Source organism: Lentilactobacillus kribbianus (assembly GCF_013184075.1).
GTDB classification, from domain to species: Bacteria; Bacillota; Bacilli; order Lactobacillales; family Lactobacillaceae; genus Lentilactobacillus; species Lentilactobacillus kribbianus.
The window spans coordinates 472107-489568 of sequence record NZ_JABEQQ010000001.1 but is presented as its reverse complement, the minus strand read 5'-3'; the positions used below and the strand labels follow the sequence as shown (position 1 = coordinate 489568).

General features: G+C 39.0%; 11 protein-coding genes. 7 read left to right on the top strand and 4 right to left on the bottom strand.

Annotated elements, in window-relative coordinates; all coding sequences use genetic code 11:
• Positions 1 to 73: 73 nt before the first annotated feature.
• From HII32_RS02555 to HII32_RS02540, 4 genes are all read left to right on the top strand, one after another.
• A complete protein-coding gene (locus tag HII32_RS02555; RefSeq protein ID WP_172187998.1) occupies positions 74 to 892 on the top strand; it encodes a methylenetetrahydrofolate reductase in 819 nt (272 codons plus the stop codon).
• 85 nt (positions 893 to 977) lie between these two features.
• Positions 978 to 1811, top strand: a complete 834-nt coding sequence (locus HII32_RS02550; protein ID WP_172187996.1) for a polysaccharide deacetylase family protein — start codon at positions 978 to 980, stop codon at positions 1809 to 1811.
• 54 nt (positions 1812 to 1865) lie between these two features.
• Positions 1866 to 3797, top strand: a complete 1932-nt coding sequence (locus tag HII32_RS02545) for an elongation factor G (protein ID WP_172187975.1) — start codon at positions 1866 to 1868, stop codon at positions 3795 to 3797.
• 265 nt (positions 3798 to 4062) lie between these two features.
• Positions 4063 to 10656, top strand: a complete 6594-nt coding sequence (locus tag HII32_RS02540; RefSeq protein ID WP_172187973.1) for an LPXTG cell wall anchor domain-containing protein — start codon at positions 4063 to 4065, stop codon at positions 10654 to 10656.
• 109 nt (positions 10657 to 10765) lie between these two features.
• On the opposite strand, the gene HII32_RS02535 is transcribed toward HII32_RS02540, so the two are convergent.
• The 4 genes from HII32_RS02535 to HII32_RS02520 form a co-directional block, all read right to left on the bottom strand.
• Positions 10766 to 11236, bottom strand: a complete 471-nt coding sequence (locus HII32_RS02535) for a glutathione peroxidase (RefSeq protein WP_172187971.1) — start codon at positions 11234 to 11236, stop codon at positions 10766 to 10768.
• Between the two features lie 117 nt (positions 11237 to 11353).
• Entirely contained in the window at positions 11354 to 12868 is a 1515-nt protein-coding gene (locus HII32_RS02530; protein WP_172187969.1) for a sodium:solute symporter family transporter, read from the bottom strand.
• Positions 12869 to 12907: 39 nt separating this feature from the next.
• Positions 12908 to 13660 carry a sugar phosphate isomerase/epimerase family protein gene (locus HII32_RS02525; protein WP_172187967.1) on the bottom strand — a complete coding sequence of 251 codons (753 nt, stop codon included), beginning with the start codon at positions 13658 to 13660 and terminating at the stop codon, positions 12908 to 12910.
• A 151-nt stretch (positions 13661 to 13811) separates the two neighbouring features.
• Positions 13812 to 14666 carry an ROK family protein gene (locus HII32_RS02520; RefSeq protein WP_172187965.1) on the bottom strand — a complete coding sequence of 285 codons (855 nt, stop codon included), beginning with the start codon at positions 14664 to 14666 and terminating at the stop codon, positions 13812 to 13814.
• A 259-nt stretch (positions 14667 to 14925) separates the two neighbouring features.
• Here HII32_RS02520 and HII32_RS02515 point away from each other — a divergent pair, with 259 nt between their 5' ends.
• From HII32_RS02515 to HII32_RS02505, 3 genes are all read left to right on the top strand, one after another.
• The gene (locus HII32_RS02515) at positions 14926 to 15798 is read left to right on the top strand and encodes an N-acetylneuraminate lyase (RefSeq protein ID WP_172187963.1); all 873 of its coding nucleotides are present in this window, start codon (positions 14926 to 14928) and stop codon (positions 15796 to 15798) included.
• A 16-nt stretch (positions 15799 to 15814) separates the two neighbouring features.
• Positions 15815 to 16507 carry an N-acetylmannosamine-6-phosphate 2-epimerase gene (locus HII32_RS02510; protein WP_172187961.1) on the top strand — a complete coding sequence of 231 codons (693 nt, stop codon included), beginning with the start codon at positions 15815 to 15817 and terminating at the stop codon, positions 16505 to 16507.
• Between the two features lie 89 nt (positions 16508 to 16596).
• On the top strand, positions 16597 to 17442 hold the full coding sequence (locus HII32_RS02505; RefSeq protein WP_172187959.1) for a MurR/RpiR family transcriptional regulator: 846 nt from the start codon (positions 16597 to 16599) through the stop codon (positions 17440 to 17442).
• Positions 17443 to 17462: the final 20 nt, after the last annotated feature.

Below are 17462 nucleotides of genomic sequence, written 5' to 3'. Positions count from 1 at the left end.
TAGTGCGGCTTATAATCGCGCTGAATTAAGCTATAATTAACAATAGTATCTTATGTGAAAGGAGCATCTTACCATGAGCATTCCCGTTTCTATCGAAATCGTACCGCCCAGTAGCCCGGATAAACTACCGGCATATCAAGAAATGCTAGCGGGACTCCCATTATTACATCCAACCACGGTAGCGGTAACCTTGGGAGCCGGTCAAACACCAACTAACAAAGCAGCCAGTATGCAGACATTAGATGTGATTGAAAATCAACTTCATTTACCAGCAGTAGCCCATTTACCAGGACTGTACGAAACTAAAGCCAGCGTGCAACAAATGGTGCAGCAATTAAAGGCAATGCGGGTTTCGCGCGTTATGGCACTCCGGGGAGCGCTGCAAGGCAATCAACCCGTGGGGGATTTTTTGCATGCGCTGGATTTAATTGAGTATTTGCAGCAACTGGGCGGCTTTGATATTAGTGTCGCTGGTTATCCGGCCAAACACCCAGAAGCCCCATCTTTAGCGGTTGATTTAGACTATCTAAAATTAAAAGTGACCGCTGGAGCGCAACAAGTGATTTCCCAAATATTTTTTGCTAACGACGTTTTTTACCGCTTCGTTCAACAGGCTCGCACGATTGGAATCCAAGTACCAATAATTGCTGGAGTGCTGCCAATTACTAGTCTGCATTTGATGAAGAACCTTACCCAAAATTTGCATATCCCCATAACTCCAGCGGTTCAAGCGATCATCGACCAATACGCTGATGATCCAGTGGCCTTTCGCCAGGCCGGACTGGCATTTACTAGGCATCAAATTGAGGACTTAAAGCAACACGAAGTTGACGGTATTCATATCTTTTCAATGAATGATTTGGCAGCGACTAGGACGGTTTTGGGACTTTAAAATAAAAACGTAAGCACATACTATTCGATTTGTTTGTTGGAAAGTTATGTTATATTAAAAGGGAATAATCAAGGGGGAATTATCTATGAAAACTAGTTGGGCTTTAGTCGGGGGACTAATGAGCTTAATGTTGTTAACTAGCGGTTGTCAGGCGAAAAAAAGTAATTCGGCTGCCTCTTCAAGTACTCAGGCAGCGAGTTTGCAACCAGTTAAGCCCAAAAAACAATCACAAGCCAAACCATGGCATCAATACCAAAAAAACGTGAATATTCCGATTTTGATGTATCATAGCATTTCGCAAGGTAATAGTTTACGAGTTCCTAGTGCTGAGTTTGAGCAACAAATGAACTATTTACATAAACACCACTATTATACTTTGACTACAGCAGAGGCCATTCGCGCCTTTAAGACCAACCAATTACCACAAAAAAAGGTAGTTTGGGTAACGATGGATGATGCTTACAAAGATAACTACACCAAGGCGCTACCTATTATCAAAAAATACCATATTAAAACTACTATTAATTACATCACTAGTTTTGCTAAACACCATAATCATTTGACTTTGAAACAGGTGCAAAAAATGCGTCAAACTCATTTGGTAGAATTTCAAAGTCACACGGTAAAACACTTGGATTTAAATGAGTTAACGGATCAGCAACAAGAAAAAGAATTAACTGATTCCAAACGTTGGCTAGATCAAAAACTGCATCAAGATACCCAATTGATTTGTTATCCGGCCGGACGGGTGAATAATGCCACGGCCCGACTGGCGAAACAAGCGGGTTACAAGATTGGCATTACTACGGAACCAGGAATGGCTAATGTTAAGCAACAGGGATGGTATAATTTAAAACGACAACGAGTGGTTCCAAATATGACAACGGCTGCCTTTGCAACCTTGTTACAAAATAATTAAGGCGGGGGACTTAGTTTCCAACGCCTTTTTTCATGATTAATTAAGGAGAACGATATGAAAAAAATTGTGGCTGGAATTGTCGCCCATGTTGACGCCGGCAAAACTACGTTATCAGAAGCAATGTTGTATCAAGCCGGCATGTTACGGCAATTAGGTCGGGTGGACAATGGCGATGCCTTTTTAGATCCGGATGATTTAGAAAAACAACGTGGAATTACTATTTTTTCTCACGAAGCCCAATTTCAGTATCAAGATTTGGCAGTCACATTATTAGATACACCGGGTCACGTTGATTTTGCGTCACAAACTGAACAAGTACTCTCAGTATTGGATTATGCGGTTTTGGTAGTAGCGGCCACGGATGGCATTCAGGGCTATACGCGCACGTTATGGCGATTGTTAGAACAGTATCAAGTACCAACGTTTATTTTTGTTAATAAAATGGATGCCCCCGGAACCGACGAGCAGGGGATACTAAATCAATTAAAAACGGAATTGGCTACTGGATGTGTCGCGTTTGATGATGTTTCAGAATCGTTAGAAGAAATCGCTATGCAAAGTGATGATATGTTAGATGAATATTTAGCTAGTGATGCTTTAACTACGCCAACCATTCAACAAGCTATTGCCAAACGCTTAGTTTTTCCCGTTTATTTTGGGGCAGCTTTAAAATTAGACGGAGTCGCTACCTTGTTGGCCGGATTAAAAAAATGGAGTGTTCAGACGCAAACCGAACGCGAATTTGGTGCGCGAGTTTTTAAAATATCGCATGACGCAAAAGGAGAACGTTTAACATGGATACGCTTGACCGGGGGCCGTTTACAACCGCGACAAGTAATCGTTGATGAGCAAAAAATTAATCAAATTCGCGTTTATAACGGTACCAAGTTCACGATTCAATCGGAAATCAGCGCCGGCCAAGTTTGCACTTTAACTGGGCTAACCCAGACTTATCCGGGCCAAGGATTAGGGCAGACTAACGACGAGAGAAGCCCCTTATTACAACCGGTATTAAATTACACGGTGGTACCTAATGGCAACGATATTCAAACCTGCTTGGCAGCCTTTAAAGAATTAGAAGATGAAGACCCTCAATTACATGTAACCTGGTCGGAGCAATTACAAGAAATTCGAATCCAAGTAATGGGAGTCATTCAGTTGGAGGTTTTGCGGCAGTTGTTAAGCGATCGATTTGATTTGACGGTTGAGTTTGGTGAGGGTTCTATTTTATATAAAGAAACCATTACGGAGCCGATGGAAGGGGTGGGGCATTTTGAACCGCTACGGCATTATGCGGAAGTGCATTTATTGATGGAACCAGCCCCTCGAGGCAGTGGGATTAGTTTTCAGAGTGACTGTGCCATTGAAGTATTGGATCGCAACTGGCAACACCAAATTTTAACGGCGCTGCAAGCTAAAGAACACCGCGGGGTACTGATTGGTGCGCCTATTACTGATATTAAAGTGACATTAATTAACGGGCGCGCTAGTAATGTGCATACGGTGGGCGGCGATTTTCGTGAAGCCACTTGGCGGGCTTTGCGGCAAGGGTTGATGATGTTAAAACAACGGGGAGCGCTGCAATTATTAGAACCCTGGTATCAATTTCGGCTAACTATTCCGGCTGATCAAATCGGGCGCGCCATGACTGATATTCAACGGATGCAGGGTCAAATGGCTCCGTTAGTAACTGACGACCCTAATGAAGAAATGACTACTATTACTGGGACGGCACCAGTAGCCACTATGCAGACCTATGTTCAAGAAGTAAACGCCTATACTCACGGTCAGGGACAATTAGAATGTGTTTTCGCTGGCTACCAACCCTGCCATGATGAGAAAAGGGTGGTTGAAGACATGAATTACAATCCGGCGGGTGATTTAGCCAATACTCCCGATTCCGTTTTTTGCGCTCATGGCGCCGGTTACCCAGTGGCTTGGGATCAAGTACCACAAATGGCACATGTTGATTACCAAAAAAATTAATAATATAAAAAAGAGACTGTTATTATCATTTTTTAAATGATAATAACAGTTTTTTTAAGGTATAATAGTCGATTTCACAACCCCGTTAACTATTATAAAATCAAGAATTGATAACTAAACAGCGATGTCATTTGTGAATTGAGAACAGGAAAACTTCATATTCCAACCACAGATTAATCACACATATATTTTATATTCTTGATAAGAAAAAGATTAATCTAAATTCGAATTGACGCATAATACTTAATAAATGGAGGCAATCAAAATGAAAGAAAAAACAGCTACCCCCATCTTAAAAGTGGTAAATATTATAATTACGATTCTTTTCGTTTTTGGGAACCAAATGAGTGCTGTGGCCGCATTTGCTGATAGCAGTGACGCAGATAAACAGGAAAAAAAGTTGACCTTTAAAGATCAACAGCAAAAAGTAACTGCTGATTTAATTAAGGGTGAACAATATACGTTTGATTTAACGACTGAACTGCGTCCAGGTAAGAATAAACTGGCTTTTTCAGCTGATAAATTTAGTATTGCAGAATTTAAACAAGCACCGTTACCAGAACGGGTTTCTTTAGCGGGCGATAAAAAGCAAGGCTATACTTTGAATTTGAACGCTGATGAGACACAACAAGTTCATCTTTATTTACAAGTGACTGCCGCTGGTTTAATGGATAAACAAGATTTAACACTGAAAATACAACAAGAAAAGTTTGAATTTGGTGAGATTAGTATTGTTAAAAAGCAAACGGCTGCTAATGATACCGAGGCTCAAAATGATATTTCTGAAGTGACTACTACTGAAGATGCATTGTCTGCCGGTTCAGATGATTCTAATGTCAATAACAGCACAAATAATACTACTGTTAAAAAGAGTAAAAGTCGTAACGATAAAGAAAGTAGCCAGGCTAAAGAAGATCGTAAAAATTCTTCCATCAAAGCAACCAGTAAAGACCAAACTACGGTTAAATCACAGACTAATGGTGGTACTTCAAAGCAGAATAAGACCCCCAAAAATAGTAGCAGTGACAATGCTAAGTCAGAATCTAGTGACGATGATGCTGACGGTGATTCCGACGACGGTGCGGATATAGAGAAGTTGAAGAGTAATTTGTCACCGAGAGCAGAGACTGGCACTGACGTTAGCGAGATGCTAAACGGAAAAAGTTTCTTTAGCCAAATTCAATTGCAAATTGGTAGTGGGACTCCTTATATCATTAATTCGGGGGATCAATTACCAGCTAATATCAAAGACGGTTCTAAATTTGCATTAACATATGATTTTAAAGTTAATGACATTAATGAAAAAATTAAGGATAGTAAACCGGAAGGACTAAAGAAAGGTGATAGTTATTCATTCACTATCAAAGGACTCTCAAATATCAATAACGGTAAGGGAGACCTTTCTGGTGATCTGGTGGGGAAAAATCCATTAGGGGTTGATGAAATTTTTGGTACTTACAAGATTGAAGAAACAGCTGATGGTAACGATGCTAGGGTAACTTTTACGTTCACTAATTCCGGTCCTTTAGAAGGTGACGGAGAATTTCAATTTGGTATTGAAGGTAAATATCCCGGTTCAGGGCCAGTGAGCGTAGAATATCGGGAAGATTATGAATTTGAATTAAAGGTTAATGAAAGTACGAAGTTAATTGCTAAATCAGGTAAGTTTAGTACCACTGAAGCTAACGTAATTGATTGGACGATCGATGTTAAAGCTAATGGTTCATTAACTGATTTAACGCTAATTGATACCCCCCTTAATGATACCCATGAATTATTTAATGAGGAAATGGCGATTCTTATCAATGGTGATAGTCAGTTAGATAAGAGTCATTATAATCTTGATTTACGGACCGGAAAAATCACCTTTAGCCAGGATGTCAAAATCACGAAGATTAGCATTGTCCTGAAGACTAAGGTTACCAATTTTGACGTTACAAAATACTGGAACAAAATTGAAGCGCAAATGGGCGATAGCAATATTGGTTCAGTAGAAGCATCGGTTGAAAGAACGAATACAGGGACAACTAAGAAGTTGGATGTTGTCGGTGGCAAATATCAATGGACAGTTAAGTTGGCTACCTTCGAACTTAGTGAAGCAGACTTAAAAAACTTAAACTTTAAAGACACGATGGTAGGAACTAAAAATCCGACTATTAAGGCGATCGAAGCTAGTAATTTTGAAAACTTTAATCCATCCGAGGATGTAACTTCATTATTTACTACTACTTCCAGTGGTGATAATATTACGGGAGCGGTTAAGAATGATGCGGACGTGACGGCATTGAAGAATAAGTATCTCCGTATTATTTATACTAGTGAAATTTCTAATAGTACCAGTGACGAGAATATTGATAATATAAAGAACGAATTTAAGTGGTACGTCAATAATACAGAAAAAGGCGATGCCAACACTTCCAAGACATATTCGGGCATTGATAAGACCACCGCTGCTCACGATGTTAAGAAGCAAACTATTGATTGGAACATTATTGCCAACAGACAAAAATGGACCTTTACTGGCAATTACGTCCTAACCGATACTTTACCAGTGGGAATGGATTTTGCTAAAGAAGGTACTAGTTACGATTTAAAACAAATTATAATTAATGGACAAACCTTAACCCAGTTGATTGCTGATAACACTAGTGGGATTACGGAAAATAGTTTTGAATTTAAGAAAGTTGATGGGAAAAATACTTTTACCATCAACCTACCATCGTCTAAATATTCTGGACAGCAGATTAACGTAAAAGTTAATAAAACCACTTACGACTATAACTTAATTACAAATCAAAAGTTAAGTAATTTGGCTAATTATGAGGTAGATGGTTATACTGGCAAAGATTACGAAGACGTTATATTACCTGAAAAAATATTCAAGGATGCTTACAAAGACGCCAAGTTGAATTTAGATACTGATGATACACCGCTGACGGGAAATGTAGCGTGGACTATCGGGTTTAACACGCGAGAATTAACCACCTTTAATAAAGGAAATGAAGTATCCTTTACTGATACCTTAAATAAAGATGGGGTTAACTATCTATCATTTCTTAACGAAAATCCGGAGCAAGCCGGTTATGAACTTTATGAAATTACACGGACTAATGATGAAAATAATAACGATAAAATCGTTATTGCCGAAGAAAAAGTTAGCGCGGATAAGTACGAATTGGTTACTACCGAAGCTGGCCATGGAAAGTATGCCCAAACCTTTAAGATTAGATTTAAAGAAGATATGGGAAATAAGGCCCTTGCGCTGAAGTTTAAGACGCCGATTGATTTTGATGCCTGGGTTAAAGCTGAAATAGCCCAACCGTCGAAAGAAGAATATTATAATAAGGCAGTGGTTAACTATAATGGAAAAGATATGAACGTTAAGGCCTCAACTTCCATGCAAATGCAAGATTACTACATGCAAAAAACGGGTAAGGATCAAGGCGATGGAACGATTAAATGGGATGGTTACATCAATATTTCGGCTAAAGATTTAAGTAACTACTCAAACCTAAAAATTACGGATACGCCAACGGGCGGTCACCATTTAATGTTAAATGATGCTAGCGGAAACATGGCCTTTAAGCTATATGAGGCTAAGGTGACAGGCTACAAATCTGATGGCACTCCGGAATTGACTAAGACTAATAAAATGTTAGTCGATAATATCACCGATCCAAATGATTACGATTATAAGATCGATATGATTGGAAATAACGCTGAAGGATTTACCCTAACATTTGCTAATGGCTACAAGGTAAATAAACCACTCTATATTGAATACCTTACTAAGATTGATAATAGTAGTAGTAACAAGATTCAAAATAAACTAAGTTTAACGGCAGAAGACTACGAGGTTAATACTGAATCTGAACTGAGCGTGCATACTAGTGGTATTTACTACTCCTATGAAGTCTTGATTAAAAAATATGATCAACAAACTAATAAGCCTTTAGTAGGCGCCGAATTCAAGCTGCAAGAAAAAGATGCTGATGGTAATTGGCAAGACACCAAAAATATGGCTAATTTAGATCAAGTGGGGACTACTAGTAGTTCTGGTATTCTTCAATTTAATCTATTGAACCGCTCTAAAACTTATCGAGTAATTGAGACCAAGGCCCCTGACGGTTATCACGGTAATTACACGAGCCCAGAGTTTAGTTACAGAGATAAAGACAATGGATTACATGTGATGAATATCCCTAACACCAACAACCCCGAAGTCGGTGCCCTCAAGCTTCACAAGACCACCAAGGGCGAAAGTACCAACAAGCAATTTAGCTTTAAGGTCGAAGCCATGAACGGTGAGGAAATTGACGATAGCATTAACGGTAGTTTCAACATTGCTTATTCAGATGGCACTACGGGTAAGGTTCAGTTTGTTAGCGGAAAGAGTGATGTAATTAAGCTCAAGGCAACGGAATCAGCGACGTTAATGGATCTCTTTATTACCAACCCACTGACCAAGAAGACCATTGACTATAAGGTAACCGAAACTGATAGTCAAGGTTACCAAACGGAAATGTCAGTGAATGGTGATGAACCTATCCTAAGTAATGAACGAGATGGTATTCAACTAAGTGAAACTGAAAGAACAGTCGTTGATATTATCAACTCTAATCATCTAGGTGATTTAGTAGTTAGAAAGCAAGTCACGGGCCCCACCGCTGACAAAGACCAGGTCTTTAAGTTCAATGTGTTAGTTAGTGGCGAACAGGCAACTAAGGTAGCGGGGAAGACCTTTACGGCTAAGATTTTAAATGCTGATGATCAAACTGTTGGTGCTACTAAAGACGTTACGTTTATCACAGATGCTGATGCCGATGGTAATTTCCGATTAACTAAAGACTTTGAATTAAAAGATGGTGAGCGAATGTTTATTAGCGGTTTACCGCAAGCATTAAAAGCCCGGGCCTTAGAAGTTAAGGATGCCGATGATCCATACGAAACTACTGCTACCCCAGCCACCGGTAGTGAAACTACTGATGAAGGTTACCTTTCAGGTCACGTGGAAATTAACGAAGACGTTGATCGACTAATTAATTTCAATAATCACTTACCAAGCGGAACCTTCCAACTTTCTAAACAAGTTGTGGGTGCAGCTACTGATAAGGACTTCGCGTTTGAATTAACTACCGATAAATTAACTGGTGAAGTTAAGGGACAACTCATCAAGAGCAATGGTGACAGTGAAGCTACCACGGTATCATTTAATGATGAAGGTAAAGCTAAAGTAACGTTAAAGAATAATGAGCGTTTGATTTTAAGTGGTTTAGCAGTCGAAACGACAATTCAGGTGACGGAAACAGCCGATACCCAGTACCAGACTAGCAACCAATTAAATAACAAACCATTGCAAAGTGGATTATCATCTGACACTGCCACAATTAAAGATGATGATACACAAGCAATCACTTTCTATAACCAAGATCATACTGGTGCCTTGCTAGTTGAAAAGCAGGTAACTAATTTGCCAACTCATGAAGCTAAGGAAGAGTTTACCTTTAAAGTTAACTTTGATGGTGACGTCGATAATACGTTCCAATTAACCATCTTAGAAAACGGCAAAAAGATTAGTAGTACGGATGTGAGTGCTACTGATAACCAACTAGAATTTAAATTAAAGGATGGACAACAAGCCTTAATTAGTGGCTTAAAGACTGGTACGAAGGCCACGGTAGTCGAAACGACAAATGCAGATTACCAAACTTCTCACCGCAAAGTGGCCGCTAATGATTGGATTGCTGGTCACCAAACGGAAGCATTAACAGTTCAAGAAGATGAACTAGGTGGTTTCCAATTCCGTAATGAATTCTTAACCGCCGATTTCAAATTAACTAAAACCGTTTCTGCTCAGTCTGATAAAGCGTCAATTGATCCAGATGGCAAGTATCGCTTCGATATTTACCTATTGAAGAATGATACCAGTGGTTTAACTGAAGCTAATTTAGACGATTATCTGTTGAGTGACTTCCACCAATACGACTATGATTTATTAGAAGATGGTCATAAAGTAACGGAAGGAGTGCTGACCGTTAATAATGGTCACACGACTACGGTTTTAAAAAAGGACCAAACAATTCACATCAAGAACTTGAAACAGGGCCAAAAGGTGATGGCTAAGGAACAAAATAGTGACACTTACCAAGCTACTTATCAAGTTAAAGGTAGTGAAACAAGTGATACTGCTCCAGTCATCACATTAGATGAGGCTCAAGAATTATTGGTTAATAACCAATACTTGGACCAACCAAAGGTGCATACATTAACCATCGATAAGACGGTTACCGGTAGCACGACCAAGGAAGCTTTCGAGTTTAAGTTGCGGCTCTTTGAAAACCATACGGAACCATATGTAACTCCAATTACCGCTTCCAAGAATCACAATCCATTTATTAATTTGGAAGTAAACGAACAAAACGAATACACTTTCAAGTTAAGTAATCAAGATTCCATTACCTTCAAATTGCCAGCAGGCATCAGTTACCAGGTAGTAGAATCGACGCAAGATGAACGCTTCACTACCGAAGTTGAAGGTAATAACGTTAAACGAGCTGGTAATAAGTTGAGTGGTGAGTTAGCGTTGACTAGCGATAATACTCAATCAGTTCACTTCTACAATCAGTTTGGAATTGAACCACCTGAAGAAGAAGGAATCACGCCACCGGATACTGATGATACTGGAACTCCGCCAACTTCAGGAACAACCACCACTACCGGATCAGATACTGGTAAGAAGGGCGGCTTAGGATTTTTACCACAAACTGGTGAAGGTCGAGCATACTTCTTATTGACCGTACTCGGCTTAATGATATTAGCAGTGAGCGGTTATTATCTGTATCGAAAGAAGCGCAGCTAACAATAGTTAATAAAAGAATCTCATTTCAGTTCAGCTGGGGTGGGATTCTTTTTGACCACTGAGCTACAATCAAAAAGAACCGCCATCGCTATGGATGGCGGTTCTTTTTTTATTTTTGTAACGCTTTAATAATATCTGGTTCAATTTGTTCTGGTTTGGTACGTGGTGAGTAACGCTTGATTACTTCACCATCCCGGCCAATTAAGAACTTAGTGAAGTTCCATTTGATGCGACCGGTGTTAGTTTGTTCTTTAAGGTAAGTGAAAAGTGGATCAGCCTCTTTACCATTAACCCAAATCTGCTTAGTCATCGGAAAGGTAACTCCAAAATGAACCGAACAGTACTCGGCAGTTTCTTCGTCACTGGCTAGTTCTTGGCGAAACTGGTTGGAAGGCAGTCCCAGTACGGCCAGTCCTTGCTCATGATATTTCTGATATAGACCTTCAAAGCCCTCCAACTGGGGAGCAAAGCCACACTTACTGGCGGTATTCATTAAGAGGACGACTTTACCCTTAAATTCGTTGAAATCAATCTTTTGACCACTCATCTCAGTTTCAGTAAAATTGTAAAAATCACTCATTTTGACACCTCCTTACTAGGCAGTGTAGCATAAAATATAGATGATCAATAATTTGAAAACTAACTAAAAATCAGTAACTAATTTCGTAGTGAGAATAGTTACTGATTTTTTTATTAATTAATTTTTACCGCGCATATCGTAATTTTCATTGATAGTTTTATAAGTTAAACCACGGACATCTTTGTTGCTGCTTGGTTTCATCAAACTGAAAATATAACCTAAGAGCATACTCCCTAAGAAACCAATAATACTTACTAACAAGGCATTGACCCCATTGGTTTGAATGAAGTAACAAATCAGAGAAATGACGATTAACCCTACTGTGGCACCAAAGCCGTTAGCCCGTTCACTTAAAATACCGAGAGCAAAGATCCCGGCGATTGGAACGCCGAATAAGCCAAAGAGTCCTAGGTATGTATCGATCATATCAGAACTGTGTAACTTGATTAAAACTAAGGTGACAATCAAGCTAAAGAAGCCGATTAATAAGATACTCCAACGAGTAATTTTCATACTCATTTTATCGCTTTTATCTTTCATGAATCGTTTTTGGAAATCAGTCACAATACAAGCAGCCGCACTATTTAAACTAGAGGCAATGGTTGCTTGTGAAGCGGCAAAAATGGCGGCAATAATCAAACCAGCGACACCAGCAGGAATTTCCTTTAATACAAAGTATGGTACCAACGCGGTGGTGTTAAAGCCAGCTGGTAAATGACCACCGTGGTGATAGAAACTGTATAAGATAGTTCCCATCCCATAAAATAGTGGAATGGTAATCAGAGATAGTAAGGCATTGGTCCAAATAGATTTGGCAATTTCTTTATTATCAGTTGAAGTGGTATAGCGTTGTACCACATCTTGAGAGGCGGTGTATTGGTATAAAGTATTAAAGATTTGCCCGATTAAAATAACCGGAACTGTAGCCTGCATCAAGCTAAATGAGAAGTCGGCTTTCTTTAAAATTTTACCGTGTACAGCGGTATCATGGGCTACCGTTGCCCAGCCCCCATGGGTGTACTTAACGGCAAAGAAGATAATTAAGACGGCCCCGATCAGTAGTAAGAATCCCTGGATAACATCACTCCAGATAACCCCTTCCATTCCACCGTAGTAAGTATAAATAATACATAAAACGGTAATTAAGGTGGCAATCAAATATGGATTAATATTAACAAAAGATACTAGTGCCATAGTTGGTAAGTAAATTACAATTGCGATTCGACCGATATGAAATAAAACGAACAACAAACTACTGAAAACTCGTAAAAAGGGATTGAAACGAAACTCTAAGTATTCATAAGCGGTAGTCACGTGTAGCTTAGAATAAAACGGAATATAGAAGTGAATCAAAATCGGAGCGATTAAAAAAATAGCAAGGTTACCAAAAGCGTACGACCAATCAGTTAAAAATGATTTTTCGGGAGTCGACATATAAGTAATGGCACTAAGGGTAGTCGCAAAAATACTAAATCCAACAGCCCAAGCCGGAATTTTACTGCTAGAAGCCTTAAAGAAATCTTGCGAACTCTTTTGACTTTTACGACTGAAGCCGAACCCGATTAGAAGCATAATGATCAAATAAGCGATTAGGACGATCCAATTAAGGGTCCCGAAATTACTTTTTTCCACGGTATGAACCTCATTTCTTAAACAATTTTAGTAGTTGAATTAGTGAATAGCTTCCAGAAAATCATTCACTAGTTTGATTTCAGAAGCGATTAAATTGGTGGGGATATTGTATTCCAAGAACACCGGAACAACGGGATTAGTCATTCTTAACAGTTGTTGCCAATCAGTATCACCATCAGCTAACATGGTTGTTTGACGATCGTGGACGTTTTTTAAATGAAAGATGGTGGTATATTGAGCCAATTGTTTATAGGCTTGTTCTGGTTGTTGATTAATCCAGTACCAATTACCAGAATCAAACGTATAACCGAGATGCGTCACCGTTTTTGTCAAGTATTCAATTTTAGTGAGAAATTGGGGCATCTTACCGTTATCATTCGGTTGGTTTTCGATAGTAACGGTGGGTAAAGTGCTAGCTAGTAGCATTTCTAGCGTCTGACAGGTGTCGTTTAATTGATCCATGTCATTGAAGTTTAAGTCTCCTAAGCTAAACTTTAAATTAGTAATGTTAAAGTCCTTAGCCATTTTTAGATAATCCGAAAGCTGTTCGTTGATTTGATTTTCATAAAACATTTCTTCAGGCACTGAGTAAAATAATTGCCAATTATTTTGTACACATAACTGTTGAATGGCAGTTAATTCAGCTATTTTGGTAGCTTCATTAAAAAACTCGCCCCGAACTTCTATGGCATCAATTGGTTGACCTACTAATTCGTTTAAGCAATCCAATTGAGATTTGCCGTTTTTCTTAACTTCATTTTCAAATACAGCAGTATTAATCGAAACAGACATATTTTCGTCCTCCAAAAAATTTGTATTAAAAAAGGCCACAAACAAACGCACCACGATGCGTTGTTTGTAGCGATTGAAGTTTTGCTTAACTATTACAAGCCAAAGTGTAACAGATTTATTTGATTTTGAAAACGGTTTCTTTTATTTTTTTTTACAAAAAGGGAGTAATAGCCCCGATCAATTGAGCGTCGTTAGCGAGTTGAGCCATTTTGATTTGAGTTTGATTTAATTCGGGTGGTAATTGTTTTTTCAGTTCAGCGGTTAACATATTCAGCAAATAATCCCCTTGAAGTGAGACGGCACCACCAATGATAATTAGATCCGGATCGTGTAACAAGATCACTTGCGCCAAGCCACATGCAACCTCACTCACCCAATTACGAATCATTTTATTAAACGGTTGTTGGCCCTGTTTAGCGAGTTCAAAAGCTTTTTGTACACTGGTAGCTAAAGGTTTTAAGTCACGTTCTAAGACCAAGGTAGCGGCTCGTTGTTCGTAATTAGTCTGGGAACGAGAATCAAATAGGGTGGTTCCTAAAGAATTAGCAGTGCCGTGTTTTCCTTGGATTAATTGACCGTTCACTAAAAAGGCGCCACCAATTCCAGTTCCAATAGCAACGCAGTATACCCGTTGATTGTTTTGAGCAGCTCCAGCCTGCCATTCTCCTAACAAAGCGGCGTCAACATCATTAATAACGTGAGTGGGTAGGCCGGTTTGTTGGGTAACTATTTCCTGTAACTTGGTTCCTTGATAATTAGGAATAGTGGGACCAGCATACTGAATACTACCATCATGACCTACTGTACCAGCGGTGCTAATCCCAATCCCAGCAATGGTTGGCTCCATTTGCTGAAAGTATTCAGCAGTGATTAAAATGGTATTTAGAATCTGGTTATTTAAGTTATTATTGGTCGTTTTTTTGCCATGTTGAGAAATGGATAAATCATCGTGAACTAAGCCGTATTTAATGGTGGTACCACCAACGTCGAAAGCTAAATATGTCATTGTGGAAATCTCCTTTGGCTGTGAAAAAGTTTGCAATAAAAGTAAGCGATTTCATGGTATCATATGTTTTTTTCTTCCTCAAATAAATATTTTTCAAACAAATTGAAAATGGATAATAGCAAGTATAAAAAGACAAAATGAAAATAATTACCGTGATTAATATTTGAAATAAAAATTCTCTTAGGCTATCTTTTAGTCAGCGATTGATAAGTCACTAACTATTACACAAACCAAAAAAATGAAATGAGGATCTTTTACTATGAAGAAACTGTATTCTGCACTCATGACCGCTTTTAATGATGATGACACAATCAATGAACAGGGCATTCGTGAAATGGTTCGTTACAATATTGACGTAAATCATATCGATGGACTTTACGTCGGTGGCAGTACCGGTGAAAGTTTCATGTTAAGTACTGATGAAAAGAAATTAGTTTATAAAACCGCTTTTGAAGAAAATAATGGTGCTGTTGATTTGATTGCTCAAGTAGGTTCAGTCAATGTTTCGGAAGCTAAAGAATTGGCTAAATACGTTACTGAACTAGGTTACAAGACGATTTCAGCTGTTCCACCATTTTATTATCACTTTACTTTTGACCAAATTAAAAATTATTATGATGAAATTTTGGCTGGTATTGACACTCAATTAATTATCTATTCAATTCCAGCCTTATCCGGGGTTTCTTTATCGTTAGATCAATTTGCTTCATTATTTGATAATCCTAAGATTGTGGGAATCAAATATACTAATAATGATTTCTTATTGTTGGAACGTCTTACGGAACGTTTCCCAGAAAAGACCATCTATTACGGTACTGATGAAACTTTATTGTCAGCTTTAGTCTTAGGAGTGGATGGGGCCATTGGTTCAACCTATAATTTGAACGCACCACGTGCCAAACAAGAAATCGAAGCTTTTGAAGCCGGTGACATGGACAAAGCGTTGAAATTACAACACGAAACTAACGACTACATTATGGATGTAATTGATAATGATCTTTACCCCACTATTAAGTTACTCTTTGCTGAAAAAGGAGTTAATGCCGGGGTCTGCAAATCACCAATGAGCAAACCAACTCCTGAAATGAAGGACGGAGCCCGCAAAATTATCGCAAAGTATTTTGCTGAATAGAAAAGGGGCTCAAAAAATGGTGAATAATTTTTTAAATGATGTGAAAAACAAGTTAATCATTTCTTGTCAGGCTTTGCCAGATGAGCCACTTCACAGTTCCTTTATCATGGCCCGGATGGCTCGTGCGGCTAAACAGGCTGGAGCAGCAGCTATTCGTGCCAACTCGGTTGTCGATATTCAGGCTATTCAAGATGAAACAGGTTTACCGATGATTGGCATTGCGAAGGTTGATTATCCAGATTCACCAGTATACATTACCCCCACGATGAAAGAGATGCGGGCGATTGCCGCTACTGGTGTGGCAGTAGTAGCTTGTCAGGTAACTGGTCAAAAAAGACCACATGATGAGCAATTGAGTGATATTGTGACTCAATTTAGGCAAGAATTTCCGGATACCTTGCTAATGGCCGATACGGATACGTTTGAAAATGCTCAAGTAGCTGATCAATTAGGCTTTGACATGATTGGGACGACGATGCGGGGTTACACACCAGCATCTGAAGGCTTAAATATTGCTGATGATGACTTTGCTTATTTAAAGCAATTACTGGAATTTACCAAGACCCCGATTGTGGTAGAGGGTCGAATTGATACCCCGACTAAAATGCGGCGAGCTCTAGATTTAGGCGCTCATACGGTGGTCGTGGGAAGTGCAATTACTCGACCACTAGTTATCGCTACCGAATTTATGAAAGCACTCCCTAAATAAAAATTATGAAAGCGTTTCTCTAATTATCATTTATAATAAAGAGAAGCGCTTTTATTTTCGCTAAAATAAGCGATATGAGGTGAATAGAAATGAATAGTAACATTGTGGAAACGATCGAACAACGCTTTCCAACCTTATCACGGCAAGAACGAAAGGTCGCGATGAAATCCTTGCAAGATCCAGATCATGTTAAATCAATGGGAATTACTACTTTAGCTAAAAAAGCCGAAGTAAGTACCTCTACGATTACCCGATTTATTCGTAAAATGGATTGCACTGATTTTGCTGAATTTAAAGTCAAGCTAGCTGAAGCATCGTTGACGACCATCAAAAAGGAAACGATTCCTAATACTATCGTGGGGCAAGTGGAATCATTTTATGAAAATGTTTTGGAATATACTTGGCGTAAGTTAGATGTTAAAATGCTTAAAATAATCGTGCAATTGATTGCTGCGGCCCCGCGAATTTTCGTGGTGGGATTAGGTAGCTCTGGATACAGTGCTCAAGAAATGGCTCAACGCATGGTGCGAATGGGCTTAAACACGGTAGCTTTATCTGATACTCATATGATTTATGTTACTAGTCGCTTGATCAAAAAAGACGATATTATCATTGCTTTGTCGACCTCAGGTAATTCCAGTGAAATTAATGATGCCATTAAACTAGCTAAGCGCAGTCACCCCACCGTGGTGGCTATCACCGCTTTCGTTAACAGTCCCTTAGTCAAGCTGGCAGATTATTCGGTGGTCGTTAAGAACAGCGATTTGGTTAAAAATACCCGCTTTGTCAATTCTCAACTAGGAATCGTGTACGTTTTAGATGTCTTGAGCACGATGTTGCTAGAAAATCCGACCTTTAAAAAGCGGATGAATCAAACGGTAGAACTATTATTAGATCGGAAAATGGTCCATTCAAAAGCACTATATGAGGAATAGCCTGCGGGATTTAAAAAGGA

Excerpts from the sequence above, each read along its gene's own strand:
- HII32_RS02545 (WP_172187975.1), top strand. The coding sequence starts at position 1,866 with ATGAAAAAAATTGTGGCTGGAATTGTCGCCCATGTTGACGCCGGCAAA.
- HII32_RS02525 (WP_172187967.1), bottom strand. The coding sequence starts at position 13,660 with ATGTCTGTTTCGATTAATACTGCTGTATTTGAAAATGAAGTTAAGAAA.
- HII32_RS02515 (WP_172187963.1), top strand. The coding sequence starts at position 14,926 with ATGAAGAAACTGTATTCTGCACTCATGACCGCTTTTAATGATGATGAC.
- HII32_RS02550 (WP_172187996.1), top strand. The coding sequence starts at position 978 with ATGAAAACTAGTTGGGCTTTAGTCGGGGGACTAATGAGCTTAATGTTG.
- HII32_RS02555 (WP_172187998.1), top strand. The coding sequence starts at position 74 with ATGAGCATTCCCGTTTCTATCGAAATCGTACCGCCCAGTAGCCCGGAT.
- HII32_RS02535 (WP_172187971.1), bottom strand. The coding sequence starts at position 11,236 with ATGAGTGATTTTTACAATTTTACTGAAACTGAGATGAGTGGTCAAAAG.
- HII32_RS02505 (WP_172187959.1), top strand. The coding sequence starts at position 16,597 with ATGAATAGTAACATTGTGGAAACGATCGAACAACGCTTTCCAACCTTA.
- HII32_RS02540 (WP_172187973.1), top strand. The coding sequence starts at position 4,063 with ATGAAAGAAAAAACAGCTACCCCCATCTTAAAAGTGGTAAATATTATA.
- HII32_RS02510 (WP_172187961.1), top strand. The coding sequence starts at position 15,815 with ATGGTGAATAATTTTTTAAATGATGTGAAAAACAAGTTAATCATTTCT.
- HII32_RS02520 (WP_172187965.1), bottom strand. The coding sequence starts at position 14,666 with ATGACATATTTAGCTTTCGACGTTGGTGGTACCACCATTAAATACGGC.